This window comes from Burkholderia torrens (genome assembly GCF_984668525.1).
Map to the genome: position 1 here is coordinate 375,269 of NZ_OZ480211.1, position 26,391 is coordinate 401,659.

A 26,391-nucleotide genomic window follows, 5' to 3' on the forward strand; every position below is an offset into this window, starting at 1 on the left:
TGACGCGAAAAAACGACGCCCCGACGGGATTCCCGCCGGGGCGTTTTGCATCGTGGAGACGTTACGCCAGGAAAAATCCGCTACAAATTGCAGCAGGATTAACCATTCCCCAAATATTCGACTACGCTTAGAAGCGGTAGCCGACGTTCAGGTACGTGACGATCGGGTTCAGCGAGATGTGGGCCTTCGACGTTTCCGTCAGCGTGCCGACCGGCGTCCGGCGGGCCGTCGTGAAGGTCGCCGTCACGCTGACCGGGATGTACGAGAGCGACAGGCCTGCGAACCAGTGTTTCGTGAAGTTGTACGTGAAGCCGGCGTTGAAGACAGGCGCCCACTGGTTGCTGGTCGTGGCGCTGGTCGGGCCGCCGAGCACGCCGTTCTCGAAGCTGCCGTTCGTGATCTTTGCGCCGGTGAACCAGACGTACGTCGCGCCGATGCCGACATACGGACGGAACTTCGCGTTGGCGTCGTTGAAGTGGTAGCGCAGCAACACGGCGGGGCTCCACTGGTACGCACGGCCGAGTACGCCGAATCTTTCGAACTGACCCTTGCCGGTAATGTCGAACTTCGGCGGTATCCCCATAACGAGCTCGGTGGAGATATGGTCGGTGATGAAGTAGCCCGTTGCGAGCCCAAGCGTATCGGCGTCGCTGATGCCGGCGCCGGTATTGGGAATCGACTGGTTGATGGGCGTGCCGCCCACGCCGTAGACGAACAGCGGGTCGCTGCTGTCCTGCGGCGCGAGGTGGAACCAGCCGGTGCTGACGTAGAAATCACCTGCGGATTGTGCTTGTGCCGTACCGCCCGCAAACGTGAATGCGAGCGCTGCAGCCCCCGTAATGGCCAGTTTTCGTTTCATTGTGTCTCCTCCGATCTAAAGGCGTGCTCATTATGACGACTGCGTTTAAAACCAAACAAGCTCGTAAGTTAGAGTTTTCTCCCTAGGATTCGCACGACCGTACGCATACGCGCGCCGCGGGGACAGGCATTCTACGCAGGTGCGCATTTTCGGACCTCCGGGTATTTCCTAACGCGTTCAAACGGACATTCAGCATGGCACGGTTAGCACGACTCTACGTTCCCGACCAGCCGCAGCACGTGATACTGCGCGGCCTGGATCAGCAACCCGCGTTCGTCGACGACCAGGACTACGAACTCTTCATCGATTGCCTGAAGGCCGCCGCACGCGATCATCACCTGTCGGTGCATGCCTACGTGCTGCTGCCGCGCCAGGTGCAACTCCTCGTGACACCGAGCGACGAGGCGAGCTTGCCGAAAGCGATGCAGGCCGTCGGCCGCCGCTACGTCGCGCATTTCAACCGGCGCTACTCGCGGCGCGGCACGCTGTGGGAAGGCCGCTACCGCGCGACGGTGATCGAAGGCGAGCGCTATTTCCTGCTCGCGAGCCGCGTGGTCGAGATGAGCCCCGTGCGTTCGCAGCTCGTCGCGACGCCCGAGGCCTATCGCTGGTCGAGCTACCGGCATCACGTCGGGCTCACCGTCGACAGCCTGATCACCGACCATCCGCTCTACTGGGCGCTCGGCAATACGCCGTTCGACCGCCAGCGCGCGTACAAGGAGCTGTGCGAGCAGCCGCTCGACGAGCGGCAGGCCGATCAGCTGCAGCAGGCGACGCTGAAGGGCTGGGTGCTCGGCGGCGAGCATTACCGCGAGTGGGCGGCGCGTACCGCGAACCGGCGGGTCTCGCCGTTGCCGCGCGGACGCCCCAGAAAGGTGCGTGAAAACACGCCGCCGATCCAGCAGTAATGCCGGAAAGGCGGGTCAGGAGCGGCGCTGCGGGCGCCGCTTCTTTTTGCACCAAAATGATACGTCCCCAATAAAACAGCACCAGATGAATGCATTCGTTTAATTGGGGTTCGATCAAACGGTTTTTGTTGCTATTCCCTTGATTCGTCGCGTATATTCCGAATTCCGGTGGCCCGGGCGAAGCATGCCCAACCACTGTCGGCCGTGCCGTCTCCCGTCGGGAGCGGGATCGACGGCAACAAGAAAACGGTTCAACGGCCTCCAGGCCCCCTTTACGACGGTGTCCCCATGAACGACCATCAGCAGCCGCTCGCCGCGGTGCCCGCCGCACAAGGTCTGTACGACCCGCAAAACGAACACGACGCCTGTGGCGTCGGCTTCGTCGCTCACATCAAGGGCAAGAAGAGCCACGAGATCATTCAGCAAGGTCTGAAGATCCTCGAGAACCTCGATCACCGCGGCGCGGTCGGTGCCGACCCGCTGATGGGCGACGGCGCGGGCATCCTGATCCAGATTCCGGACGCGTTCTATCGCGAGGAAATGGCGAAGCAGGGCGTGGACCTGCCGCCGGCCGGTGAATATGGGGTGGGGATGATCTTCCTGCCGAAGGAGAACGCGTCGCGTCTCGCGTGCGAGCAGGAGCTCGAGCGTACGGTGAAGGCCGAAGGCCAGGTCGTGCTCGGCTGGCGCGACGTGCCGGTCGACCACGCGATGCCGATTTCGCCGACCGTGAAGGCGAGCGAGCCGCTGATCCGCCAGATCTTCATCGGCCGCGGCAAGGACATCATGGTGACGGACGCGCTCGAGCGGAAGCTGTACGTGATCCGCAAGACGGCGAGCCACCGCATCCAGGCGCTGAAGCTCAAGCACGGCAAGGAATACTTCGTGCCGTCGATGTCGGCGCGCACGATCGTCTACAAGGGGCTGCTGCTGGCCGGCCAGGTCGGCGTGTACTACCGCGACCTGCAGGACCCGCGCGTCGTGTCGGCGCTCGCGCTCGTGCACCAGCGCTTCTCGACCAACACGTTCCCGGCGTGGGAGCTGGCTCACCCGTACCGGATGATCGCGCACAACGGCGAGATCAACACCGTGAAGGGCAACGTGAACTGGCTGAACGCGCGTACCGGCGCGATCGCGTCGCACGTGCTCGCCGACGATCTGCCGAAGCTGTGGCCGCTGATCTACCCGGGCCAGTCCGACACCGCATCGTTCGACAACTGTCTCGAGCTGCTGGTGATGGCCGGCTACCCGCTCGTGCACGCGGTGATGATGATGATCCCGGAGGCGTGGGAACAGCACACGCTGATGGACGAGAACCGCCGCGCGTTCTACGAATACCACGCCGCGATGATGGAGCCGTGGGACGGCCCGGCCGCGATCGCGTTCACCGACGGCCGCCAGATCGGCGCGACGCTCGACCGTAACGGCCTGCGCCCGGCGCGCTACATCGTGACCGACGACGACCTCGTCATCATGGCGTCGGAAGCCGGCACGCTGCCGATCCCCGAATCGAAGATCGTCAAGAAGTGGCGCCTGCAGCCGGGCAAGATGTTCCTGATCGACATGGAACACGGCCGCATCATCGACGACAAGGAACTGAAGGACAACCTCGCGAACGCGAAGCCGTACAAGAGCTGGATCGACGCCGTGCGCATCAAGCTCGACGAAATCGAGCCGAAGGCCGAGGAAGTCGCGGCCGGCCGTACGCAGGGCGCCGCGCTGCTCGACCGCCAGCAGGCGTTCGGCTATACGCAGGAAGACCTGAAGTTCCTGATGGCGCCGATGGCGCAGCAGGGTGAGGAAGCCGTCGGTTCGATGGGCAACGATTCGCCGCTCGCGGTGATGTCGAACAAGAACAAGACGCTCTATCACTACTTCAAGCAGTTGTTCGCGCAAGTCACGAACCCGCCGATCGACCCGATCCGTGAAAACATGGTCATGTCGCTCGTGTCGTTCATCGGCCCGAAGCCGAACCTGCTCGACACGAACAACATCAACCCGCCGATGCGTCTCGAAGTGTCGCAGCCGGTGCTCGACTTCAAGGACATCGCGAAGATCCGCGCGATCGACCAGTACACCGGCGGCAAGTTCAGCGCGTACGAACTGAACATCTGCTATCCCGTAGCCTGGGGCAAGGAAGGTATCGAGGCGCGTCTCGCGTCGCTGTGCGCGGAAGCCGTCGACGCGGTGAAGTCGGGCTACAACATGCTGATCGTGTCGGACCGCAAGACGGACGCCGAGCACGTCGCGATTCCCGCGCTGCTCGCCACGTCGGCGATCCACACGCACCTCGTCCAGCAAGGGCTGCGTACGAGCACGGGCCTCGTCGTCGAGACGGGCTCCGCGCGTGAAACGCATCACTTCGCGCTGCTCGCGGGCTACGGCGCGGAAGCCGTGCACCCGTACCTCGCGATGGAAACGCTCGCGAAGATGGCCGAGGGCCTGCCGGGCGACCTGTCGCCGGAGAAGGCCGTCTACAACTTCACGAAGGCGGTCGGCAAGGGCCTGCAGAAGGTGATGTCGAAGATGGGCATCTCGACGTACATGTCGTACACGGGCGCGCAGATCTTCGAAGCGCTCGGCCTGTCGAGCGACCTGGTCGAGAAGTACTTCAAGGGCACGGCGTCGAAGGTCGGCGGCATCGGCCTGTTCGAGGTCGCGGAAGAGGCGATCCGCCTGCACCGCGACGCGTTCGGCGACAGCCCGGTCCTGCGCGACATGCTCGACGCGGGCGGCGAGTACGCGTACCGCGTGCGCGGCGAAGACCACATGTGGACGCCGGATTCGATCGCGAAGCTGCAGCACGCGACGCGCAGCAACTCGTACCAGACGTACAAGGAATACGCGCACCTGATCAACGACCAGACCAAGCGTCACATGACGTTCCGCGGCCTGTTCGAGTTCAAGGTCGAGCCGACCCGGGCGATCCCGATCGAAAACGTCGAATCGGCGAAGGAGATCGTCAAGCGCTTCGCGACGGGCGCGATGTCGCTCGGTTCGATCAGCACCGAAGCGCACGCGACGCTCGCGGTCGCGATGAACCGGATCGGCGGCAAGTCGAACACCGGCGAAGGCGGCGAGGACGAGAAGCGCTACCGCAACGAACTGCGCGGCATTCCGATCAAGGCGGGCGAGACGATGAAGTCGGTGATCGGCGACGAGATCGTCAGCGACATTCCGCTGAAGGACGGCGATTCGCTGCGCTCGAAGATCAAGCAGGTCGCGTCGGGCCGCTTCGGCGTCACTGCCGAGTACCTCGCGTCGGCCGACCAGATCCAGATCAAGATGGCGCAGGGCGCGAAGCCGGGCGAAGGCGGCCAGCTGCCGGGCCACAAGGTGTCGGAATACATCGGCAAGCTGCGTTACTCGGTGCCGGGCGTCGGCCTGATCTCGCCGCCGCCGCACCACGACATCTACTCGATCGAGGATCTGGCGCAGCTGATCCACGACCTGAAGAACGTGAACCCGAGCGCGAGCATCTCCGTGAAGCTCGTGTCGGAAGTGGGCGTCGGCACGGTCGCGGCCGGTGTCGCGAAGGCGAAGGCCGACCACGTCGTGATCGCCGGCCATGACGGCGGCACGGGCGCGTCGCCGCTGTCGTCGGTCAAGCACGCCGGCACGCCGTGGGAGCTCGGCCTCGCCGAAACGCAGCAGACGCTGGTGCTGAACCGCCTGCGCGGCCGGATCCGCGTGCAGGCCGACGGCCAGATGAAGACCGGCCGCGACGTCGTGATCGGCGCGCTGCTCGGCGCGGACGAATTCGGCTTCGCGACGGCGCCGCTCGTCGTCGAAGGCTGCATCATGATGCGCAAGTGCCACCTGAACACGTGCCCGGTCGGCGTCGCGACGCAGGATCCGGTGCTGCGTGCGAAGTTCAAGGGCCAGCCCGAGCACGTCGTGAACTACTTCTTCTTCGTCGCCGAGGAAGTGCGCGAGATCATGGCGCAGCTCGGCATCGCGAAGTTCGACGACCTGATCGGCCGCGCCGATCTGCTCGATACGCGCAAGGGCATCGAGCACTGGAAGGCGAAGGGCCTCGACTTCTCGCGCGTGTTCTACCAGCCGGAAGAATGCGAAGACGTCGCGCCGCGTCACGTCGACGTGCAGGATCACGGCCTCGAGCGCGCGCTCGACCACGTGCTGATCGAGAAGGCGAAGGCCGCGATCGAGAACGGCGAGCATGTGTCGTTCATCCAGCCGGTGCGCAACGTGAACCGTACGGTCGGCGCGATGCTGTCGGGCGTGATCGCGAAGAAGCACGGCCATGACGGCCTCGCCGACGACGCGGTGCACATCCAGCTGAAGGGCACGGCGGGCCAGAGCTTCGGCGCGTTCCTCGCGAAGGGCGTGACGCTCGACCTCGTCGGCGACGGCAACGACTACGTCGGCAAGGGCCTGTCGGGCGGCCGGATCATCATCCGCCCGACCAACGACTTCCGCGGCAAGTCCGAGGAAAACATCATCTGCGGCAACACGGTGATGTACGGCGCGATCGAAGGTGAGTCGTTCTTCCGCGGCGTCGCGGGCGAGCGCTTCTGCGTGCGCAACTCGGGCGCGACGGCGGTCGTCGAGGGCACGGGCGACCACGGTTGCGAATACATGACGGGCGGTACGGTCGTCGTGCTCGGCGAGACGGGGCGCAACTTCGCGGCCGGCATGTCGGGCGGCCTCGCGTACATCTACGATCCGGAAGGCACGTTCGCGGCGAAGTGCAACAAGTCGATGGTCGCGCTCGAGCCGGTGCTGCAGCAGGCCGAGCAGGAGCGCACGGTCGACCGCGCACTCTGGCACGCAGGCACGACGGACGAAGCGCTGCTCAAGGGGCTCGTCGAGCGTCATTTCCAGTTCACGGGTTCGCCGCGCGCGAAGTCGCTGCTGGAAAACTGGGACGCGGCGCGCCGCCAGTTCGTGAAGGTGTTCCCGCACGAATACAAGCGCGCGCTGGGCGAGATCGGTGCGAAGAAGGCGGCGAAGGAAGTGCTGGCCGCCTGAGCGACGAACGACATAGCGAATGCCGCACGCGCATGAAGCTGCGCGCGGCTCCCCCACCCGATACACCGAACAGAAGAGCACCTTATGGGCAAGGCAACCGGTTTTCTGGAGTTCGAACGCCGCCACGAGGCGTACGAAGCACCGCTCACGCGCGTGAAGCACTACAAGGAATTCGTCGCGGCACTGACCGACGCGGACGCGAAGATCCAGGGCGCGCGCTGCATGGATTGCGGCATCCCGTTCTGCAACAACGGCTGCCCGGTCAACAACATCATTCCGGACTTCAACGATCTCGTTTATCGCCAGGACTGGCAGCAGGCGATCGAAGTCCTGCACTCGACCAACAACTTCCCGGAATTCACGGGCCGCATCTGCCCGGCGCCGTGCGAGGCGGCGTGCACGCTCGGGATCAACAACGACCCGGTCGGCATCAAGTCGATCGAGCACGCGATCATCGACAAGGCTTGGGGCGAAGGCTGGGTGAAGCCGCTGCCGGCCGAGCACAAGACGGGCAAGAAAGTCGCGGTCGTCGGTTCGGGCCCCGCGGGCCTCGCCGCCGCGCAGCAGCTCGCGCGCGCGGGCCACGACGTGACGGTGTTCGAGAAGAACGACCGCATCGGCGGCCTGCTGCGTTACGGGATCCCCGACTTCAAGCTCGAGAAGTGGCTGATCGATCGCCGCATGCGCCAGATGGAAGCGGAAGGCGTGACGTTCCGTACCAGCGTGTTCATCGGCAAGGATCCGCTGCCGGAGTCGATCGGCAGCCTCGCGAAGGAAACCATCTCGCCGGACACGCTGAAGGAAGAATTCGACGCGGTCGTGATCGCGGGCGGTTCGGAAACGCCGCGCGACCTGCCGGTGCCGGGCCGCGAGCTCGCGGGCGTCCATTTCGCGATGGACTTCCTGCCGCAGCAGAACCGCGTGAACGCGGGCGACAAGCTCGTCGACCAGCTGCTCGCGAAGGGCAAGCACGTGATCGTGATCGGCGGCGGCGATACGGGTTCGGACTGCGTCGGCACGTCGAACCGTCACGGCGCGAAGCAGGTCACGCAGTTCGAACTGCTGCCGCAGCCGCCGGAAGAGGAAAACAAGCCGCTCGTGTGGCCGTACTGGCCGATCAAGATGCGCACGTCGTCGTCGCACGACGAAGGTTGCGAACGCGACTGGGCGGTCGCGACGAAGCGCCTCGAAGGCAAGAACGGCAAGGTCGAGAAGCTGATCGCGGTGCGCGTCGAGTGGAAGGACGGCAAGATGCAGGAAGTGCCGGGTTCCGAGTTCGAGATGAAGGCCGATCTCGTGCTGCTCGCGATGGGCTTCACGCAGCCGGCGGCGCCGGTGCTCGACGCGTTCGGCGTCGCGAAGGATGCGCGCGGCAACGCACGTGCGGCGACCGAAGGCGATCGTTCGTACTACACGTCGGTCGACAAGGTGTTCGCGGCAGGCGACATGCGTCGCGGCCAGTCGCTCGTGGTGTGGGCGATCCGCGAAGGCCGCCAGTGCGCGCGCTCGGTCGATGCGTACCTGATGGGCCATACGGAACTGCCGCGCTGAGCTGAATCGCGCGAGCGGGTTTCGACGAAAGCCGGGCGTCCGAGAGGGCGTCCGGTTTTTTTTACGTGCACAGCCGCAAGGCGGCCGGCGCCGAGTTCGCCCGGACTGCCGCGCCGGCCTCCCGCATTTTCGCGAAGCGTCGTCTAACCTGATGACATCCGGCCGCGATTTCTCGCCATCCCGTTTTCTTTCATTTTGTAATAATCCTTGAAAACTGTCATATCATGTCGCCCCTCGGGCCGCGTTCGCGGTCGCCGTACATGACTGACGCTATTTACAAGGACTCTGGATGGAAGCATTCGTGCAAGGGCTGATCGAAGCCGTCAACGGCGTGCTGTGGAACTACGTGCTGATCGCGCTGCTGCTCGGCGCGGGGGCGTGGTTCACGTTGCGGTTCCGCATGATCCAGTTGAAGGCGCTGTTCCTCAGCATGAAGCTGGTCGGCAGCAAGGGCGAACCGGGCAGCATTTCATCGTTCCAGGCATTCGCGACCGGGCTCGCGAGCCGCGTCGGCACCGGCAACATCGCCGGCGTCGCGGTCGCGCTGACGGTTGGCGGGCCGGGCGCGATCTTCTGGATGTGGATGACCGCGCTCGTCGGGATGTCGTCCGCGTTCGTCGAGGCGACGCTCGCGCAGATCTTCAAGGTGTCGCACCCGGACGGCAGCTATCGCGGCGGCCCTGCGTACTACATCCAGACGGGTCTGCGCTCGCGCGGCTTCGGCGTGCTGTTCTCGCTGTCGCTGATCCTCGCGTTCGGCTTCGTGTTCAACGCGGTGCAGGCCAACGCGATCGCCGACGCGTTCCATACGTCGTTCGGCTGGCGCCGCGAGACGGTCGGCCTCGGCCTCGTGCTGCTGTCCGCCCCGATCATCTTCGGCGGCATCCGCCGCATCGCGGCGGTCGCGCAGGTGATCGTGCCGCTGATGGCGATCGGCTACCTCGCGCTCGCGGTCTACGCGGTCGCGACGCACATCGCGCTGGTGCCGGGCGTGATCGCGCTGATCGTGAAGAGCGCGTTCGGCGTCGAGCAGGCGGCCGGCGGCCTGACCGGCTATGCGGTCAGCCAGGCGATCGCGATCGGCGTGAAGCGCGGGCTGTTCTCGAACGAAGCAGGGATGGGCAGCGCACCGAACGCGGCCGCGACCGCGAGTACGCGGCATCCGGTCACGCAAGGGCTGATCCAGATGCTCGGCGTGTTCGTCGACACGATCGTGATCTGCAGCGCGACCGCGTTCGTGATCCTGCTGTCGGGCCAGTACGAACTCGGCACCGGGATGGAAGGCGCGGCGCTCACGCAGCGCGCGATCTCGAGCCACGTCGGCGACTGGGGCGGCATCTACATGGCCGTCGCGATCTTCTTCCTCGCGTTCTCGTCGGTGATCGGCAACTACGCGTATGCGGAAGGCAACGTCGAATTCATCACGAAGCGGCGCGGCGTGCTGCCGCTGTTCCGCATCGCGGTGCTCGCGATGGTGATGTTCGGCAGCGTCGGGCAATTGCCGCTCGTGTGGGCGATGGCCGATACGAGCATGGGGCTGATGGCGATCATCAACCTGATCGCGATCCTCGCGCTCGGCAAGCATGCGCATGCCGCATGGGCCGACTATCGCCGCCAGCGCGCGGCTGGCGTCGCCGATCCGGTGTTCACGCGCAACACGATCCCCGCACTCGCGCGCGTGCTGCCGGCCGACGTGTGGGGCGAACACGGGCCGCTGCCGCGGCGTCCGGCTATGGCTACGGCTTCTGCCGACGCCGCCGGCGCGCCGCGCGGCGCGGTGCGCGAGTCATGAACGGCGACCGGCTCCGTGCGTTCGTCGCGCTGATGCCCGATGCGGCGTCGCGCGACGCGCTGCACGCGTTGCCGGTCACCCGTGGCGCGCGGCGCACGCTGCCCGCGCAACTGCACATGACGCTCGCGTTCATCGGGGCGATCGAACGCGAGCGGTGCGACGCGCTGGCCGCGCACCTGCCCGCGCTCGCGGCCGCGCATGCGCTGCCGTTGCTGCCGGTCGAGCGGATCGCGTGGTGGCCGAGCCTGCCGCGTGCGAGGCTGATCGTCGCGGAACTGGCGGCCGACCCCGCGTGCGTCGCGCTGAATGCCGGGTTGTCGGCGCTGCTGCGCGAACTGGGTGTGCCGGCCGACCGGCGGCCGTTCCGGCCGCACGTGACGCTCGCGCGGCTGCCGCACGACGCGGTCGGCCAGCCCGCGCACGGCGGCGCGCCGGGGCGGCAGGTCATGCTGCGCATCGAAGTGCTGACGCTGTTCGAAAGCCGGCTGTCGCAGGAGGGCGTGTCGCATCAGCCGATCGTGTCGGCGCCGATCGCACACGCGGACGGCAGCGCCGGCGCCTACCGGCCGTAACGCGCGAGCGTCAGGCCCGACAGGTCGATTTCCGGTTCGTGCCCCGTGACGAGATCCGCGACCACCTTTCCCGAACCCATCGACATCGCCCAGCCCGTCGAGCCGTGGCCGACGTTGAGCCAGAGCCCGTCGATCCCGCTCGCGCCGAGCAAAGGCGGCCCGTCGGGCGTCATCGGCCGTCGGCCGACCCAGAAGCGCGCCGATGTGCGATCGGCCGCGTGCGGGAACCAGTCGTCGAGCACCTTCATCAGCGTATCGAGCGCCTGCCGACGCAGCGCCGCGTGCCGGTTGCCGAGCTCCGCGGTACCCGCGACGCGCAGCGTCGGGCCGAAGCGCGTGATCGCCGTCTTCAGCGATTCGTCCATCAGCGCGGCGCGCGGCGCTTTTTCGTCGTCGACGACCGCGAGCGTCGCCGAGTAGCCCTTCACCGGATACAGCGGCACGTCGATCCCGTACGGCCGCAGCAGGCCGGCGCTGTCGACGCCGAGCGCGACGACGATCGCATCGGCGGCGAGCAGCACATCGCGTTGCGTGGCATCGCCGGCTTCGCGCGAATCGACCCGCACGCCGCGCACCTTGCCGCCCGCGACATCGAGCGTGCGGATTTCGGTGCGAAAGCGGAACGTCACGCCGTGCGCTTCGCATAGCGCCCGCAGCTCGCGCGTGAAGCGGGCGCAGTCGCCGGCTTCGTCGTCGGGCAGGTAGATGCCGCCGACCGGCGCCTGCCGCGCCCAGCGCAGGCCCGGTTCGATCGCCGTGCAGCCGGCCGCGTCGAGTTCACGAAACGCGATGCCGGCGTCGCGCAGCACCTTCAGCGCGGGCTGCACCATCTCGACGTCGAATGCGCCGCGCAGCAGCTGCAGGTAGCCGCGGCTCGCGCCATAGTCGAACGGATGACGCTCGCGAAACGCATGCAGGCACGCGCGGCTGTAATACGCGATGCGCTGCATCCGCTGCTTGTTCACGCGGAACCGCTCGAATTCGCATTCGCGCAGCCAGCGCGCGATCCAGCGCCACTGCGCGGGATCGGGCGTTGGCCGGAAGATCAGCGGCGACGCGGGCTTGAACAGGTACTTGAGGATCTTGCCGGGCATGCCGGGCGCGGCCCACGGCGTCACGTAGCCGGGCGCGATCACGCCCGCGTTGCCGAGGCTCGTCGCCTGCGCGACATCGGCCTCGCGTTCGATCACGGTGACGTCGCAGCCTGCTTCGCGCAGGTGCCAGGCGGTGGTGACGCCGATCACGCCGGCGCCGAGGACGATCACGTGCATGCGATTTCCGGAGTGAAGCGGCCGCTCACGATGCGACGGCCGGATCGTCGACGAGCGACTTGCCGCGCGTTTCGGGCAGCACGAGCGCGGCGACGATCACGAGCAGGTAGCCGCCGCCCGCGACGAGGCCGATCGCTTTCACGAGCGACATCGTCTGCGACAGCGAGCCGACGAGGATCGGGAAGAACGAGCCGAGCCCGCGGCCGAGGTTGTAGCAGAAGCCCTGGCCCGAGCCGCGGATCGCGCCCGGGTACAGCTCCGACAGGTATGCGCCGACGCCGGCGAAGATCCCCTGCACGACGATGCCGAGCGGGAAGCCGAGCAGCAGCATCGCGGTATCGGTGATCGGCAGCATCGTGTATGCCATGCCGAGCGAGAACGAGCCGATCGCGAACAGGATGAACGACGCGCGGCGGCCGAGCCGGTCGGACAGGATCGCGCCGACCACGTAGCCGACGAACGAGCCGACGATCAGCACGACCAGATAGCCGCTCGTGTTGAATACCGACAGGTGGCGGACGGTTTTCAGGTAGGTGGGCAGCCACGTCGTGATCGCGTAGTAGCCGCCGAGCATGCCGGTGCACAGCGCGCTGCCGAACAGCGTCGCGCGCAGGTGCGGCGGCGAGAAGATCTCGAGGAAGTGGCCCGACACGCGGCCTTCGTTGCGGGCGCGGCGCGTGGCCGTGTAGATGTCGGGATCGCTGACGTTGCGGCGGATGTACAGGATCCACAGCGCGGGCACGATGCCGATCCAGAAGCACGCGCGCCACGCGACCTGCTCGGGCAGCAGCGCGAAGAACGCCCAGTAGAGGATCGCGGCCGCGCCCCAGCCGAACGACCAGCTGCTCTGCACGGTGCCGACGGCCTTCGCGCGATGCTCGGGCGAGCGGATCGTCTCGGCCATCATGATCGTCACGACCGACCATTCGCCGCCGAAGCCGAAACCCTGCAGCGTGCGCGTGGCGAGCAACTGCCAGAACGAATGCGTGAAACCGGACAGGCACGTGAACAGCGCGAACGTCGCGATCGTCCACTGCAATACGCGCACGCGGCCGTAGCGGTCGGCGAGGATGCCGGCGACCCAGCCGCCGATCGCCGACGAGATCAGCGAACTCGTCGCGATCATCCCGGCCTCGCTCTTCGACATGCCCCACGAGGCGATCAGCGTCGGAATCAGGAACGAATAGATCATGAAGTCGAACGCATCGACCGCGTAGCCGCCGAAGCCGGCGTACAGCGTCCGGCGCTCGCGCGTCGACAATTCGTTGAACCACTGGAATGCCTGCATGCTTGCCGCCCCCTCTCGTCTTGTCTCGTCTCGCGCTGCCGCGTGGCGATTATTTTACGGGCGCGATCCCGCGCGCCAAAAAGGCGGATGCAGGTTCGCGCGGGCAGGCAGGAAGAGGGAAAGACGCGTCAGAGCGTCAGGCCGCCGTCGACGTGGACGACCTGGCCGGTGATCTGCCGCGCCGCATCGGACAGCAGGAACGCGATCAGCGCGGCGACGTCGTCGGGTTCGGCGATCCGGCCGAGCGGCGTCGCCTGTTCGGCCTGCGCCCACGCGGCGGCGTTGCCGACGCTCGGTCCATGGTCCTTGCGCGTGAAGCCCGGCGCGACCGCGTTCACGGTGATGCGGTGCGCGGCGAATTCGGCGGCCGCGGTGCGCACGAGCGATTCGAGCGCGGCCTTCGCGGCGGCGGTCGCCGCGAATGGCGCAGCGGCGCGATAGCGGTGCGCGACGAACGAACTGACCGCGACGATGCGCGGGGCGGCCGACGCTTCGAGCAGCGGCCGCGCGCGGCCCGCGAGCGCGGAGAACGCGCCGGGCATCGCCGCGAAGGCGGACGCGAGTGCGTCGGCGGAAAGATCGGAAAAGGATTGCCGCGCGGCGAAGCCGGCGTTCGCGACGAGCTGGTCGAGCCCGCCGAAGCGGGTCGCGGTGCTATCGACCAGCGCGGCGGCGACACCCGGTTCGCCGAGATCGCCGGTCAGCGTGATGCACTCGGCGCTTGCCGCCGTGCACGCACGGGCGACTTCGGCGAGCCGGGCCCGCGCCGAATCGTCCGCGCCGCGCGCATGCAGCGCCAGCGCGATACCGGGCGCCGCGAGCCGACGGGCGAGCGCCGCGCCGATCCCCGAGCCTGCGCCGGTGATCAGCGCGATGCGTTCGAGGTGCGCGGCGCGTGCGCTCACGCGGCGACCTTGTCGCCGGCGTTCACGCGTTCGACGTTGATCGTGCCGACGTGGAACGCGGCCAGCGACTCGCGGTGCGCGATGCTGACGATCGCGGCCTTCGGCAGCCGTTCGGCGAACAGGTGATAGAGGCGTGCCTCGTTGTCGGCGTCGAGCGCGCTGGTGGCTTCGTCGAGGAACAGGAAGTCGGGCTTGTGCAGCAGCACGCGGGCGCCGGCAAGGCGCTGCTGCTCGCCCGGCGACAGCACGCGCGTCCAGTGCGCGGTCTCGTCGAGGCGCTCGACGTAATCCTCGAGGCGGCACGCGCGCAGCGCGTCGCGGCAGGCTTCGTCGCTGAACGTGTCGGGCGTCGCCGGATAGGTGAGCGCGGCCTTCAGCGTGCCGATCGGCAAATAGCTCGTCTGCGGCACGAACATCATCCGCGCGCCGACCGGCGCGTCGATCGCGCCGTCGCCGAACGGCCACAGGCCCGCGAGCGCGCGCATGAACGTGCTCTTGCCGGAGCCCGACTTGCCGATCACGAGCCAGCGCGAACCAGGCTCGATCGTGAGGTTGCCGATGTTCGCGAGCACGTTGCCGTTCGGCAGCGCGAGTTTGAGCGACGACGTCGACAGCTTCGCGCCGTCGATGTAGTGCAGGTTGATGCCGCCGTGCTCGGTCGCGGGCGACAGGCTTTCCTTCAGGTGCGACGTGCCCATCACGCGCTTGAATTCGCGCAGACGGTTGACGGTGGCGCGCCATTCGACGAGGGTCGAGTAGCTGTTGATGAACCACGAGAACGAATCGCTGACGGTGCCGAACGCGGACGAGATCTGCATCAGCACGCCGAACGAGAACGCACCCGCGAAATAGCGCGGCGCGGCGACCACGAGCGGGAAGATGATCGCGATCTGCCCGTAGAAGCTCAGCACGAACGTGAGCCGCTTCGTGTACTTCATCACGCGCCACCAGTTGTCGCGGATGCGCATGAAGAGGGTCTGCGCGTTGCCGGTCTCGGTCTTCTCGCCGTCGTAGAACGCGATCTGCTCGGCGTTCTCGCGCACGCGGATCAGCCCGAAGCGGAAATCGGCCTCGACGCGCTGCTGCTGGTAGTTGATCGACACGAGCGGATGGCCGACCTTCTGGATGATCAGCGAGCCGATCACCGCATACAGCGCGGCCGCCCACACCATGTAGCCGGGAATCGCGATTGGCGTCGCGCCGAGCGTGAACGTCAGCGCGCCGGCGAGCGACCACAGGATCGTGATGAACGACACGAGCGTGACGACCGTCGACAGCAGGTCGAGCGACAGCGCGAGCGTCGTGGTCGCGAACGACTGGAGGTCGTCGGTGATCCGCTGGTCAGGGTTGTCCGCGAGGCGGTCACGCTCGATCCGGTAGAACGCGCGATCGCCGAGCCACTGGCCGAGGAAGCGGTCGGTGAGCCACTGGCGCCAGCGGAAGCCGAGCATCTGCCGCAGGTAGCGGCCGTACACGGCGAGGATGATGAAGCCGAACGCGAGCGCGGAGAACTGCATCAGCAGGTTCGGGAAGTCGTGGACGTCCTTCGACTGCAGCGCGTTGTAGAACTCCGCGTTCCACTTGTTCAGCCGGACGTTGATCCAGACCACGCAGAGGTTGATCGCGATGATCGTGACCAGCAGGCCCCACGCGATTTTCCATTCGGACGATACCCAGTAGGGCTTGATGAGGCTCCATGCGGATACCGGGCGCTCGTCCTGCGGCGCGTCGGAGGCGGAGCGGACGGGATCGATCGATTGGGTCATGTGCTTCCTGATGAGTAGCCGGCGCGCGGGCCGGGCGAAGCCGGGCGCGCGCCGCGATACGGCATGCCGGGACGCGGCGCCGACTGACGGCGGGCGCAGCGATGGTCGCCCGCGCGTCTTAAACGGCGCTTAAGGGCCGGCGGTGACGCGGCAACCGGCCGCTCGCGCGGCCGGCCTGCGGGCATTGTGCCAGAGCGGCGCGGGCCGACGGCGAATTTGCCCCACGGGGGACAGTTTGCGGCACTTTCCGCTTTTATGGTCTAATGGCCGACGACGAAACAGGGGTGCTTCGTGGCGCGGCCGGCAGATGTTCCGGGCGGCGCGGCGAGGCTGAGAAAAACCCTTTGCACCCGATCCGGGTAATACCGGCGAGGGAAGTTTCTGATCCCGCCGGGCCGCGCTGGCCGCCATCCCACATGGTCAGCGCCCGAGTCCCGCCCGGCCGGCCTTTGCTGCCGGTTTCGTCCTTTTGGGTACGCGCATTGCGCGTTACGGAAGGAATGATGACCGCACAATCTTCAGTCTTTTGCTTGATTCCCGGCCCGATGTCGCGTGCATTCGCACGTGCCGGTGCGCGTGCGTCGCCGTTCGTCGTGCGCGTTCGCACGGAGGGCGCGCGATGAACGTCCAGGATGCACGGCCCGATTTCGCGGTGCTCGGCGGCGGGCTCGTCGGCCGCCTGATCGCGTGGCGGCTTGCGGGCGACGGGCATCGCGTCGCGCTGTACGAGCGCGGCGGCCCGGACGGCGAGCAGTCGGCCGCGTGGATCGCGGCCGCGATGCTCGCGCCGCTCGCGGAAGCGGCGAGCGCCGAGCGGCTGATCACCGAGCTCGGCGCCGCGTCGCTCGAACGCTGGCCGCAATGGCTCGCGGAACTGCCCGAACCCGTCTTCTTCCAGCATCGCGGCACACTCGTCGTCTGGCACCACGCGGATCGCGCGGAGGCGCCGCTGTTCGAGCGGCGCGTGCGTGCGAACGCGCCAGCCGACCTGCTCGACGGCGGCTTCGTGACGCTCGCCGGCGCGCAGGTCGATGCGGCCGAGCCGACGCTCGCGGGCCGTTTCGCCCGCGGCCTGCTGCTGCCGCGCGAAGGCCAGCTCGACAATCGCCAGGCGCTGCGCGCGCTGGCGGCGGGCCTGGCCGAACGCGGCGTCGACCTGCACTGGCACGTCGCGATCGACGACGCGAACCTGCCCGCCGCGCATTTCACGATCGATTGCCGCGGGCTCGGCGCGAAATCCGCGCTGCCCGCCCTGCGCGGCATCCGCGGCGAAGTCGCGCGCGTGCACGCGCCCGGCATCGGGCTGACGCGGCCCGTGCGGCTGCTGCATCCGCGGTACCCGCTGTACATCGCGCCGAAGCAGGGCGATCTCTATGTGATCGGCGCGACCGAGGTGGAGGGCGAGGACATGTCGCCCGTCAGCGTGCGCTCCGCGCTCGAACTGCTGAGCGCGGCGTTCTCCGTGCACCCGGCGTTCGGCGAGGCGCGCATCCTCGAACTCAATGCGCAGTGCCGGCCGACGCTGCCCGATCACCGCCCGGCGGTGATCTGGGACGGCGCATCGACGCTCGCCGTCAACGGCCTGTACCGGCACGGCTTCATGATCGCGCCGGAAGTCGCGCACGCGGCCGTCGCGTGCGCGCAAGCCGTGCTCGGCGGCGCGTTCGGCGATGCCGACGCGTTTGCCGCATGGCGCGACGCCGCGCGCTGGCCGGCGCTCCTTCATCACCGCAGCGACGCGCGCCAGCCGGCGTGACGCGTGCCGCCGACCGAATCCGACCGAGCCTCATGGATATCCAGATCAACCAACAGACCCTGACGCTGCCCGACGGCGCGACGGTGGCCGACGCGCTCGCCGCGTACGGCGCGCGTCCGCCGTACGCGGTCGCGCTGAACGGCAATTTCGTCGCGCGCACGCAGCATGCGGCGCGCGCGCTCGCGACGGGCGACAAGCTCGACGTCGTGCACCCCGTCGCGGGCGGCTGAGCGCCGCCGGTTCGCCCCCGCTCTTCCAGGAAAACGACATGACGTCCCACACCTCCGCCGACGCGCTGACGCTGTACGGCGAAACTTTCGCAAGCCGCGTGCTGCTCGGCACGTCGCGCTATCCGTCGCTGCAGTCGCTGTCCGATTCGATCGCCGCGTCGCGTCCCGGGATGGTGACGGTCGCGCTGCGCCGCCAGATGACGGGCGGCACGGCCGAAGCCGGCTTCTTCGATCTGCTCAAGCGCCACGCGGTGCCGCTGCTGCCGAACACGGCCGGCTGCCAGACCGTCGCCGAGGCCGTGACGACCGCGCACATGGCGCGCGAGGTATTCGATACCGACTGGATCAAGCTCGAGCTGATCGGTGACGACTACACGCTGCAGCCGGATCCGGTCGGGCTGATCGAGGCCGCCGCGCAACTGGTCAAGGACGGCTTCAAGGTGCTGCCTTACTGCACCGAGGATCTCGTGATCGGCCGGCGCCTGCTCGACGTCGGCTGCGAGGCGCTGATGCCGTGGGGCGCGCCGATCGGCACGGGCAAGGGTGTCGTGAACCCGTACGGCCTGCGCGTGCTGCGCGAGCGGTTGCCCGACGTGCCGCTGATCGTCGACGCAGGGCTCGGCGTGCCGTCGCACGCGTGCCAGGTGATGGAGTGGGGCTTCGACGGCGTGCTGCTGAACACGGCCGTGTCGCAGGCCACGCACCCGGAAATCATGGCGCGCGCGTTCGCACAGGGCGTCGAAGCCGGCCGTGCCGCGTATCTGGCCGGGCCGATGGACGCGCGCGAAACTGCGCATGCGAGCACGCCGGTGGTCGGGATGCCGTTCTGGCACCAGGACGGGGGCGGCGCATGAGCGCGCGCTTCGCCGATGCATTCTGGCCGCCGGCCGACGAGCTGGCCGAAGCGGCCGAACGGATCCGCGCCCGCCTTGGCGACTGGCCGGACGGCGCGGCGCCGTGGCGGCTCTGCGTGGCGGCACCCGAGGTGCCGTCGGACGGCGACGTCTTGATCGTGTCGGCCGGCGACCGCACCGTGCGGGCGCGCGCGTCGGCCGCGTCGCGGCCGGCCTCGCCGGACGCGGTTGCGATCGAATTCGACGAGCAGGGTGCGGTGCTGCATGCGGCAGGCGCGCGCTACGCGCTCGAAGCCGCGCATCCGCTCGCGGACGACTGGATCGCGGCCCTCGCCGCATTCCTCGATTGCGGCTTCGCGCCGGTCGACGCGCTGGTGCTCGCGCTGGCGTGGCGCGACGGCGACGAGACGCGCGCCGCCGATGCGTGGCCGGTCGATGCCGCGCGGTTCCCGCGGGTCGCCGGGCTGCCGCCTGCGCCGGAGCCGGCATTCGCGCCGTGCCCCGCGCAGCTCGGCCTTTATCCGGTCGTGCCTAGCGCCGAATGGGTCGAGCGCGTGCTCGACGGCGGCGCGCGGACCGTGCAGCTGCGCGTGAAAGGCGCGACGCCTGACACGCTGCGGCGCGAAATCGCGCGCGCGGTCGCGGCGGGGCGCCGCTATCCCGATGCGCGTGTGTTCATCAACGATCACTGGCAGATCGCTGCAGAAGAGGGCGCGTACGGCGTTCATCTGGGGCAGGAAGACCTCGAAACGGCCGATCTGGCCGCGATCGCGCGCGCGGGCCTGCGGCTCGGACTTTCGAGCCATGGTTATTACGAGATGTTGCGGGCGCTGCACGAGCGTCCGAGCTACCTCGCGCTCGGTCCCGTCTACGCGACCGCCACCAAGGCCGTCGCCGCGCCGCCGCAGGGCCTCGCGCGGATCGCCCGCTACGCGCGCTTCGCCAGCGCGCGGGCGCCGCTCGTCGCGATCGGCGGAGTGGGGCTCGACACGCTGCCGGCCGTGCTGGCGACGGGCGTCGGCAGCGTCGCGGTGGTCAGCGCGGTGACGGGCGCAGCCGATTATCGGACGGCGCTTATTGCGCTGCAGCAGTGCTTTCCCGGACAATTTGACAATCATTGACCGCAGGGCCCGGAACGGCGTCACGACATCATTCCAATGCAGGCCCTATAATTCGGCGTTCTGCGTAAAAGGACTGTCAGCTCCGTGAGCCCCACTCCTACCGAGACCCTGCTGGAACTTCGCGACGTCGACTTCGGCTACGGCGACCGCCTCGTCCTGTCCAACCTGAACCTGCGCTTCGGGCGCGGGCAGGTCGTCGCGGTCATGGGCGGCTCGGGTTGCGGCAAGACCACCGTGCTGCGCCTGGTCGGCGGCCTCGTGCGTGCGCGCCGCGGCCAGGTGCTGTTCGACGGCGCCGACGTCGGCGCGCAAACGCGCGACGGCCTGTACGCGCTGCGCCGCAAGATGGGCATGCTGTTCCAGTTCGGCGCGTTGTTTACCGACATGTCGGTGTTCGAGAACGTCGCGTTCGCGCTGCGCGAGCATACCGACCTGCCCGAAGACCTGATCCGCGACCTCGTGCTGATGAAGCTCAACGCGGTCGGCCTGCGCGGCGCGCGCGACCTGATGCCGTCCGAGGTGTCGGGCGGGATGGCGCGCCGCATCGCGCTGGCGCGCGCGATCGCGCTCGATCCGCAGCTCATCATGTACGACGAGCCGTTCGCGGGCCTCGACCCGATCTCGCTCGGCATCACCGCGAACCTGATCCGCACGCTGAACCAGGCGCTCGGCGCGACGTCGATCCTCGTCACGCACGACGTGCCGGAATCGTTCGCGATCGCCGACTACGTGTATTTCCTGGCCAACGGCGGCGTGCTTGCCCAGGGCACGCCCGACGAGCTGCGCGCGTCGACTGATCCGAGCGTGCGGCAGTTCATCGACGGTGCGCCGGACGGCCCGTTCAAATTTCATTACACGAGCCCGCCGCTCGCAGCGGATTTCGGGCTCGGTGGAGGGCGCGCATGATCAGCGCGATCGGACGTTACGTCATCGGCGGCCTCGAGCGCGCGGGCTACGGCACGCGGCTGTTCGTGCGCCTCGTGCTGGAATTCTTCCCGTTGCTGCGCCGGCCGCGGCTGGTCACGAAGCAGATCCACTTCCTCGGCAACTATTCGTTCGTGATCATTGCCGTGTCGGGGCTGTTCGTCGGCTTCGTGCTCGGCCTGCAGGGGTATTACACGCTGAACCGCTACGGTTCCGAGCAGGCGCTCGGCCTGCTGGTCGCGCTGTCGCTTGTGCGCGAGCTCGGGCCGGTCGTCACCGCGCTGCTGTTCGCGGGGCGCGCGGGCACGTCGCTCACGGCCGAGATCGGCCTGATGAAAGCCGGCGAACAGCTCACCGCGCTCGAAATGATGGCGGTCGACCCGATCAAGACGGTGATCGCGCCGCGCCTTTGGGCCGGCATCATCGCGATGCCGCTGCTCGCCGCGATCTTCAACGCGGTCGGCGTGCTCGGCGGCTACTTCGTCGGCGTCGTGCTGATCGGTGTCGATCCGGGCGCGTTCTGGTCGCAGATGCAGGGCGGGGTCCAGGTCTGGGCCGACGTCGGCAACGGCGTGATCAAGAGCATTGTGTTCGGGTTCGCCGTGACTTTCATTGCACTGTTTCAAGGGTATGAAGCGAAGCCCACGCCCGAAGGCGTGTCGCGCGCGACCACCAAGACGGTCGTGTTCGCGTCGCTCGCCGTACTCGGCCTCGATTTCCTGCTGACCGCGCTGATGTTCAGCTAAGCCTCAGCCAAGCCAAATTTTGGGATGACGATGAAAAAGACTGCTCTCGACTTCTGGGTCGGCCTGTTCGTGGTGGTGGGCTTCCTTGCGGTGCTGTTCCTGGCGCTCAAGGTCGGTAACATGAGCTCGCTGTCGTTTCAGCCGACCTACGCAGTGAGGATGAAATTCGACAATATCGGCGGGTTGAAGCCGCGCGCGGCCGTGAAGAGCGCGGGCGTCGTGGTCGGCCGCGTGAAGTCGATCGGGTTCGACACGAACACGTACCAGGCGCTGGTCACGATCGACGTCGACGGCCAGTACCCGTTCCCGAAGGATTCGTCGGCGAAGATCCTGACGTCGGGCCTGCTCGGCGAGCAATATATCGGCCTCGAGCCGGGCGGCGATACCGAAATGCTGAAGGCCGGCGATACGATCACGATGACGCAGTCGGCGATCGTGCTCGAGAACCTGATCGGCCAGTTCCTGTACAGCAAGGCCGCCGATGCGGGCGGTGCGAAGCCGGCATCCGGCGCATCGGCCGCTGCGCCGGCCGCGCCTGCACCGGTGGCGGTGCCGGCGTCGGCGGTGTCCGGCTCGGCAGCCCAATAACCACACGAGAGAAAACAAGAGGGTAATGACCATGCACACGATCCGCATCAGGCACGCCGCGCTGGCGCTGGCGGCAGTCGCCGCGTTGAGCGGCTGCGCGACCGTGCAGACGCCGACCAAGGGCGATCCGCTCGAAGGCTTCAACCGGACGATGTACAAGTTCAACGACACGGTCGACACGTACGCGCTGAAGCCGGTCGCGAAGGGCTACCAGTACGTGGTGCCGCAGCCGGTGCGCGACAGCGTGACGAACTTCTTCTCGAACATCGGCGACGTCTACATCGCGGCGAACAACATCGTGCAGCTGCGGATCGCGGACGGTGTCGGCGACATCATGCGTGTCGTGATCAACACGGTGTTCGGCGTCGGCGGCCTGTTCGACGTCGCGACGATCGCGAAGCTGCCGAAGCACACGGCCGACTTCGGGATCACGATGGGCCGCTACGGCATGCCGTCGGGCCCGTATCTCGTGCTGCCGCTGCTCGGCCCGAGCACGCTGCGCGACACGGCCGGCCTCGGCGTCGACTACGTCGGCAACCCGCTGACCTACGTGAAGCCGGATGGCCTGAGCTGGGGCCTGTTCGGCGTCAACCTCGTCAACACGCGTTCGAACCTGCTCGGCGCCGGCGACGTGCTCGATGCCGCGGCGCTCGACAAATATTCGTTCGTGCGCAACGCGTACCTGCAGCGCCGCCAGATGCTGATCAGCAACGCGCGCGGCGAAGCGGCCGCGACGTCGAGCAACGACGCGCTGCCGAAGTACGACCTGCCGGAAGACGGCGCGGCACCGGCGGCAGCCGGCGCGGCCGGTGCGGCGGGTGCCGCAGCGGTGGGCGGGGCCACGGCGCCCGCGCCGGCGCCGGCAGGCGCATCGGGCGCGGCGGTTGCGGCACCGGCCTCGGGCACGGTCGAATCGCCGAATCCGGCCAGCGAAACGAACGTGCCGGCCATGCAGGTGGCGCCGCCGTCGCCGGGCGGGTTCCGCTTCCCGAGCATCCGGCTGCACTGACGGATTTACATTCGTTACAGCCGGAAACGATTCAGTCGGTAGCGTATGCGAACTTGCGCGTAAGCTACCTGCTCCAACCTTTGCATCGACTCATTCATGCAGGTCACTATGATGAAAAAACTGTTCCTGATCCCTGTTTTCGCGGCGCTGTTCTCGTTCGGCAGCGCAGCTCACGCGCAAGTCGACCAGTCGAACCCGCAGGCGCTGATCAAGACTGCAACGCAGCAGGTGCTCGACGAAGTCAAGCAGCAGACGATCAAGCAAGGTGATACCAACCGCATCATCACGATCGTCAACAAGGACATCCTGCCGTACACCGATTTCCGCCGCACCACGCAGCTCGCGATGGGCCGCAACTGGCGCACGGCGACGGCCGAGCAGCAGCAGCAGGTTCAGGAGCAGTTCAAGCTGCTGCTGATCCGCACGTACTCGGGCGCGCTGGCGCAGCTGAAGCCGGACCAGCAGATCCAGTACCCGCCGTTCCGCGCCGATCCGGCCGATACCGATGTCGTGGTCAAGACGGTCGCGATGAACAACGGCCAGCCGGTCCAGATCGATTACCGCCTGTACAAGACGGCGAACGGCTGGAAGGTGTATGACCTGAACGTGCTCGGCGCGTGGCTGATCCAGACGTACCAGCAGCAGTTCAACGAGAAGATCCAGCAAAGCGGCGTCGACGGCCTGATCCAGTTCCTGACGCAGCGCAACCAGCAGCTTGCCGCCGGCAAGCAAGCGTCGTGAGCGGCTTCGAAGCCGGTTCCTCGCTGACCGTCGCGAGCGCGAAGTCCGCGCTCGCGGACGGTCTTGCGCGCATCGGCGCCGGCGCCACCGCCGTCGATTGCGCGGCGCTGACGCAGTTCGACTCGTCCGCGCTCGCCGTGCTGCTCGCATGGCAACGTGCCGCCAAGTCGCGCGGCGCGACCCTCGACATCCTCAATCTCCCTCCGAAGCTCGCCAGCCTCGCGCGCGCCTACGGCGTCGACGCGCTCATCGACGGCACCGGGCGACATTGACGCTCTCCGACCGGAGCCTGCCGCGCCAGCCGGCGCGCGCAAGCTTCAGGCCGCGCGCCTCCGGCGCCGGCTCCACCTGCCGGTTTGCCCTATAATCAAGCGTTTTGCGGGGCAGCCAATCGGCGTCCGGCCCCCATTTTCATTCGCAGCAAGCACAGAATAGGCGTCGCGGCCCTGGCGTCGCGCACAGTCATGTCAGCCATAGAAATCCGTCACGTCAAGAAGCGCTACAAGTCGCTTCAGGCGCTCAAGGGCGTCAGCCTGTCGGTCGAGGAAGGCGAGTTTTTTGGTCTGCTCGGCCCCAACGGCGCAGGCAAGACCACGCTCATCAGTATCCTCGCCGGGCTCGCCCGGGCCGACGAAGGCAGTATCTCGGTGCGCGGCCACGACGTCGTCAAGGACTTCCGTGGTGCGCGCCGTGCGCTCGGCGTCGTGCCGCAGGAACTCGTCTTTGACCCGTTCTTCACCGTGCGCGAGACGCTGCGGATCCAGTCCGGCTATTTCGGGCTGCGCCGCAACGACGACTGGATCGACGAAGTGATGGCCAATCTCGATCTCACCGAGAAGGCCGACGCGAACATGCGCGCGCTGTCGGGCGGGATGAAGCGCCGCGTGCTCGTCGCGCAGGCGCTCGTGCACCGGCCGCCCGTGATCGTGCTCGACGAGCCGACCGCCGGCGTCGACGTCGAATTGCGCCAGACGCTGTGGAAATTCATCTCGCGCCTGAACCGCGAAGGCCACACGATCGTGCTGACCACCCATTACCTCGAGGAAGCCGAGTCGCTGTGCGACCGCATTGCGATGCTGCGCCGCGGCGAAGTGGTCGCGCTCGAGCGCACCGACGCCCTGCTGCGCCGCTTCGCGGGGCTGCAGCTGTACCTGCGCTTCGCGACGGGCGCGCTGCCGGCCGAGCTGCGCGGGCTGGAGTCCGACCCGGCCGCGCGTGCGCCGGGCGAGCACCTGCTGCGCCTCGCGAGCTACGACGATGTCGAACGCATCCTCGCGCAATGCCGTGCGGCGGGCTGCACGTTCGACGAGATCGAGGTCCGCAAGGCCGACCTCGAGGATGTGTTCGTCCAGGTGATGAACGGAGCCGAGGTGATCGAGGGACTGGCATGAGCGGTTTTCAAACACTGTTCTACAAGGAACTGCTGCGTTTCTGGAAGGTGTCGTTCCAGACGGTGCTCGCACCGATCGTCACGGCGCTGCTTTACCTGACGATCTTCGGCCACGCGCTGTCGGGCCGCGTCGAGGTGTATCCGGGCGTCGAGTACGTGAGCTTTCTCGTGCCGGGCCTCGTGATGATGAGCGTGCTGCAGAACGCGTTCGCGAACAGCTCGTCGTCGCTGATCCAGTCGAAGATCACCGGCAACCTCGTGTTCATGCTGCTGCCGCCGCTGTCGTACCGCGACATCTTCGGCGCGTACGTATTCGCATCGGTCGTGCGCGGGCTCGCGGTCGGCACCGGCGTGTTCGTCGTGACGATCTGGTTTATCCCGATGCATTTCGCGGCGCCGCTGTTCATCATTGCGTTCGCGCTGCTCGGCTCGGCGATCCTCGGTACGCTCGGCCTGATCGCCGGGATCTGGGCCGAGAAGTTCGACCAGCTCGCCGCGTTCCAGAACTTCCTGATCATGCCGCTGACGTTCCTGTCCGGCGTGTTCTATTCGACGCACTCGCTGCCGCCCGTGTGGCGCGAGATCTCGCGTCTCAATCCGTTTTTCTACATGATCGACGGCTTCCGTTTCGGGTTCTTCGGCGCGTCCGACATCAACCCGCTCGCGAGCCTCGCGATCGTCACCGGTTTCTTCGTGCTGCTCGCGCTGATCGCGATGCGGCTGCTCGCGACCGGCTACAAACTGCGTCATTGATATCGACAGGCTGCGGCCGCCCCAGGGGCGGTGCGCGCCGACAGGAGCCTTACACCATGTTGCCGACTCCCGAACAGGTCAAGCAATACATCGCCGGCGGTCTCGCCTGCACGCATCTGGAAGTCGAAGGCGACGGCCAGCATTTCTTCGCGACGATCGTGTCGGCGGCCTTCGAAGGCAAGCGGCCGATCCAGCGGCACCAGCTCGTCTATGCGGCGCTCGGCGATCGCATGAAGCAGGAAATTCACGCGCTCAGCATGAAGACGCTGACGCCCGCCGAATGGCAGAACGCATAACCGGAAATCACTGAGTGCAAGTCACCGTCAACGAGCGCGACGCCGTCAAGAGCGTCGCCACGGCACACCCGGCCGCCAA

The 26,391-nt window shown here is 67.4% G+C and carries 23 protein-coding genes and 1 riboswitch; of the genes, 18 read left to right on the forward strand and 5 right to left on the reverse strand.

Translation table 11 applies throughout. The features are described 5' to 3' along the window. Positions 1-127: 127 nt before the first annotated feature. Positions 128-859 carry an OmpW/AlkL family protein gene (locus AC5LXX_RS01710; protein ID WP_124453452.1) on the reverse strand — a complete coding sequence of 244 codons (732 nt, stop codon included), beginning with the start codon at positions 857-859 and terminating at the stop codon, positions 128-130. A 194-nt stretch (positions 860-1,053) separates the two neighbouring features. On the opposite strand from AC5LXX_RS01710, the gene AC5LXX_RS01715 reads away from it, so the two are divergent. The 5 genes from AC5LXX_RS01715 (at position 1,054) to thpR (ending at position 10,674) form a co-directional block, all read left to right on the forward strand. Continuing rightward, positions 1,054-1,767: a transposase gene (locus AC5LXX_RS01715; protein WP_034189835.1), complete on the forward strand. Its 714-nt coding sequence runs from the start codon at positions 1,054-1,056 to the stop codon at positions 1,765-1,767. 288 nt (positions 1,768-2,055) lie between these two features. Next, entirely contained in the window at positions 2,056-6,759 is a 4,704-nt protein-coding gene (locus AC5LXX_RS01720) for a glutamate synthase-related protein (protein ID WP_493410294.1), read from the forward strand. A gap of 84 nt (positions 6,760-6,843) precedes the next feature. Continuing rightward, positions 6,844-8,310 (forward strand): glutamate synthase subunit beta, encoded by a 1,467-nt coding sequence (locus AC5LXX_RS01725; protein ID WP_493410295.1) that lies wholly within the window; start codon positions 6,844-6,846, stop codon positions 8,308-8,310. Between the two features lie 289 nt (positions 8,311-8,599). Next, positions 8,600-10,102, forward strand: a complete 1,503-nt coding sequence (locus AC5LXX_RS01730) for an alanine/glycine:cation symporter family protein (protein ID WP_493410296.1) — start codon at positions 8,600-8,602, stop codon at positions 10,100-10,102. Next, positions 10,099-10,674, forward strand: a complete 576-nt coding sequence (gene thpR, locus AC5LXX_RS01735) for an RNA 2',3'-cyclic phosphodiesterase (RefSeq protein WP_493410297.1) — start codon at positions 10,099-10,101, stop codon at positions 10,672-10,674. Before AC5LXX_RS01730 ends, thpR begins: the two co-directional genes overlap by 4 nt. On the opposite strand, the gene AC5LXX_RS01740 is transcribed toward thpR, so the two are convergent. The 4 genes from AC5LXX_RS01740 to AC5LXX_RS01755 all read right to left on the reverse strand — a co-directional run bounded on the left by AC5LXX_RS01740 (position 10,662) and on the right by AC5LXX_RS01755 (position 15,904). After that, positions 10,662-11,945 (reverse strand): D-amino acid dehydrogenase, encoded by a 1,284-nt coding sequence (locus AC5LXX_RS01740; RefSeq protein ID WP_493410298.1) that lies wholly within the window; start codon positions 11,943-11,945, stop codon positions 10,662-10,664. The two genes, thpR and AC5LXX_RS01740, sit on opposite strands and share 13 nt — an antisense overlap. A gap of 25 nt (positions 11,946-11,970) precedes the next feature. Continuing rightward, positions 11,971-13,233 carry an MFS transporter gene (locus AC5LXX_RS01745; protein ID WP_493410299.1) on the reverse strand — a complete coding sequence of 421 codons (1,263 nt, stop codon included), beginning with the start codon at positions 13,231-13,233 and terminating at the stop codon, positions 11,971-11,973. A gap of 128 nt (positions 13,234-13,361) precedes the next feature. Continuing rightward, complete coding sequence (locus AC5LXX_RS01750) at positions 13,362-14,138, reverse strand: SDR family NAD(P)-dependent oxidoreductase (RefSeq protein WP_493410300.1); 777 nt, start codon at positions 14,136-14,138, stop codon at positions 13,362-13,364. Continuing rightward, positions 14,135-15,904, reverse strand: a complete 1,770-nt coding sequence (locus AC5LXX_RS01755) for an ABC transporter ATP-binding protein/permease (protein ID WP_493410301.1) — start codon at positions 15,902-15,904, stop codon at positions 14,135-14,137. Before AC5LXX_RS01755 ends, AC5LXX_RS01750 begins: the two co-directional genes overlap by 4 nt. A 270-nt stretch (positions 15,905-16,174) precedes the next feature. After that, a riboswitch (TPP riboswitch) is annotated at positions 16,175-16,298 on the forward strand. Between the two features lie 225 nt (positions 16,299-16,523). Here AC5LXX_RS01755 and AC5LXX_RS01760 point away from each other — a divergent pair. From AC5LXX_RS01760 to AC5LXX_RS01820, 13 genes are all read left to right on the forward strand, one after another. Beyond that, positions 16,524-17,660 carry an FAD-dependent oxidoreductase gene (locus AC5LXX_RS01760; RefSeq protein ID WP_493410302.1) on the forward strand — a complete coding sequence of 379 codons (1,137 nt, stop codon included), beginning with the start codon at positions 16,524-16,526 and terminating at the stop codon, positions 17,658-17,660. 32 nt (positions 17,661-17,692) lie between these two features. After that, positions 17,693-17,890: a sulfur carrier protein ThiS gene (gene thiS, locus AC5LXX_RS01765; protein ID WP_014898319.1), complete on the forward strand. Its 198-nt coding sequence runs from the start codon at positions 17,693-17,695 to the stop codon at positions 17,888-17,890. A 38-nt stretch (positions 17,891-17,928) separates the two neighbouring features. Beyond that, the gene (locus AC5LXX_RS01770) at positions 17,929-18,744 is read left to right on the forward strand and encodes a thiazole synthase (protein ID WP_096504231.1); all 816 of its coding nucleotides are present in this window, start codon (positions 17,929-17,931) and stop codon (positions 18,742-18,744) included. Then, positions 18,741-19,865: a thiamine phosphate synthase gene (gene thiE / locus AC5LXX_RS01775; RefSeq protein ID WP_493410303.1), complete on the forward strand. Its 1,125-nt coding sequence runs from the start codon at positions 18,741-18,743 to the stop codon at positions 19,863-19,865. The genes AC5LXX_RS01770 and thiE overlap by 4 nt, the downstream gene beginning before the upstream one ends. Before the next feature lie 84 nt (positions 19,866-19,949). Continuing rightward, complete coding sequence (locus AC5LXX_RS01780; RefSeq protein WP_124453428.1) at positions 19,950-20,771, forward strand: ABC transporter ATP-binding protein; 822 nt, start codon at positions 19,950-19,952, stop codon at positions 20,769-20,771. Further along, entirely contained in the window at positions 20,768-21,535 is a 768-nt protein-coding gene (mlaE, locus tag AC5LXX_RS01785; protein WP_011655796.1) for a lipid asymmetry maintenance ABC transporter permease subunit MlaE, read from the forward strand. Before AC5LXX_RS01780 ends, mlaE begins: the two co-directional genes overlap by 4 nt. Positions 21,536-21,559: 24 nt before the next feature. After that, positions 21,560-22,123, forward strand: coding sequence for an outer membrane lipid asymmetry maintenance protein MlaD (mlaD, locus tag AC5LXX_RS01790; RefSeq protein WP_493410304.1), 564 nt, complete (start codon positions 21,560-21,562; stop codon positions 22,121-22,123). Positions 22,124-22,154: 31 nt separating this feature from the next. After that, positions 22,155-23,132, forward strand: a complete 978-nt coding sequence (locus AC5LXX_RS01795) for an MlaA family lipoprotein (RefSeq protein ID WP_493411079.1) — start codon at positions 22,155-22,157, stop codon at positions 23,130-23,132. 111 nt (positions 23,133-23,243) lie between these two features. Next, on the forward strand, positions 23,244-23,873 hold the full coding sequence (locus AC5LXX_RS01800) for an MlaC/ttg2D family ABC transporter substrate-binding protein (RefSeq protein WP_059522369.1): 630 nt from the start codon (positions 23,244-23,246) through the stop codon (positions 23,871-23,873). Further along, positions 23,870-24,145 (forward strand): STAS domain-containing protein, encoded by a 276-nt coding sequence (locus AC5LXX_RS01805; RefSeq protein ID WP_124453423.1) that lies wholly within the window; start codon positions 23,870-23,872, stop codon positions 24,143-24,145. The genes AC5LXX_RS01800 and AC5LXX_RS01805 overlap by 4 nt, the downstream gene beginning before the upstream one ends. 192 nt (positions 24,146-24,337) lie before the next feature. After that, complete coding sequence (locus AC5LXX_RS01810) at positions 24,338-25,264, forward strand: ABC transporter ATP-binding protein (protein ID WP_493410305.1); 927 nt, start codon at positions 24,338-24,340, stop codon at positions 25,262-25,264. Then, positions 25,261-26,016, forward strand: coding sequence for an ABC transporter permease (locus AC5LXX_RS01815; protein WP_124453419.1), 756 nt, complete (start codon positions 25,261-25,263; stop codon positions 26,014-26,016). Before AC5LXX_RS01810 ends, AC5LXX_RS01815 begins: the two co-directional genes overlap by 4 nt. A gap of 56 nt (positions 26,017-26,072) precedes the next feature. Further along, the gene (locus AC5LXX_RS01820) at positions 26,073-26,312 is read left to right on the forward strand and encodes a BolA family protein (RefSeq protein ID WP_006477131.1); all 240 of its coding nucleotides are present in this window, start codon (positions 26,073-26,075) and stop codon (positions 26,310-26,312) included. The last annotated feature ends 79 nt before the right edge of the window (positions 26,313-26,391 follow it).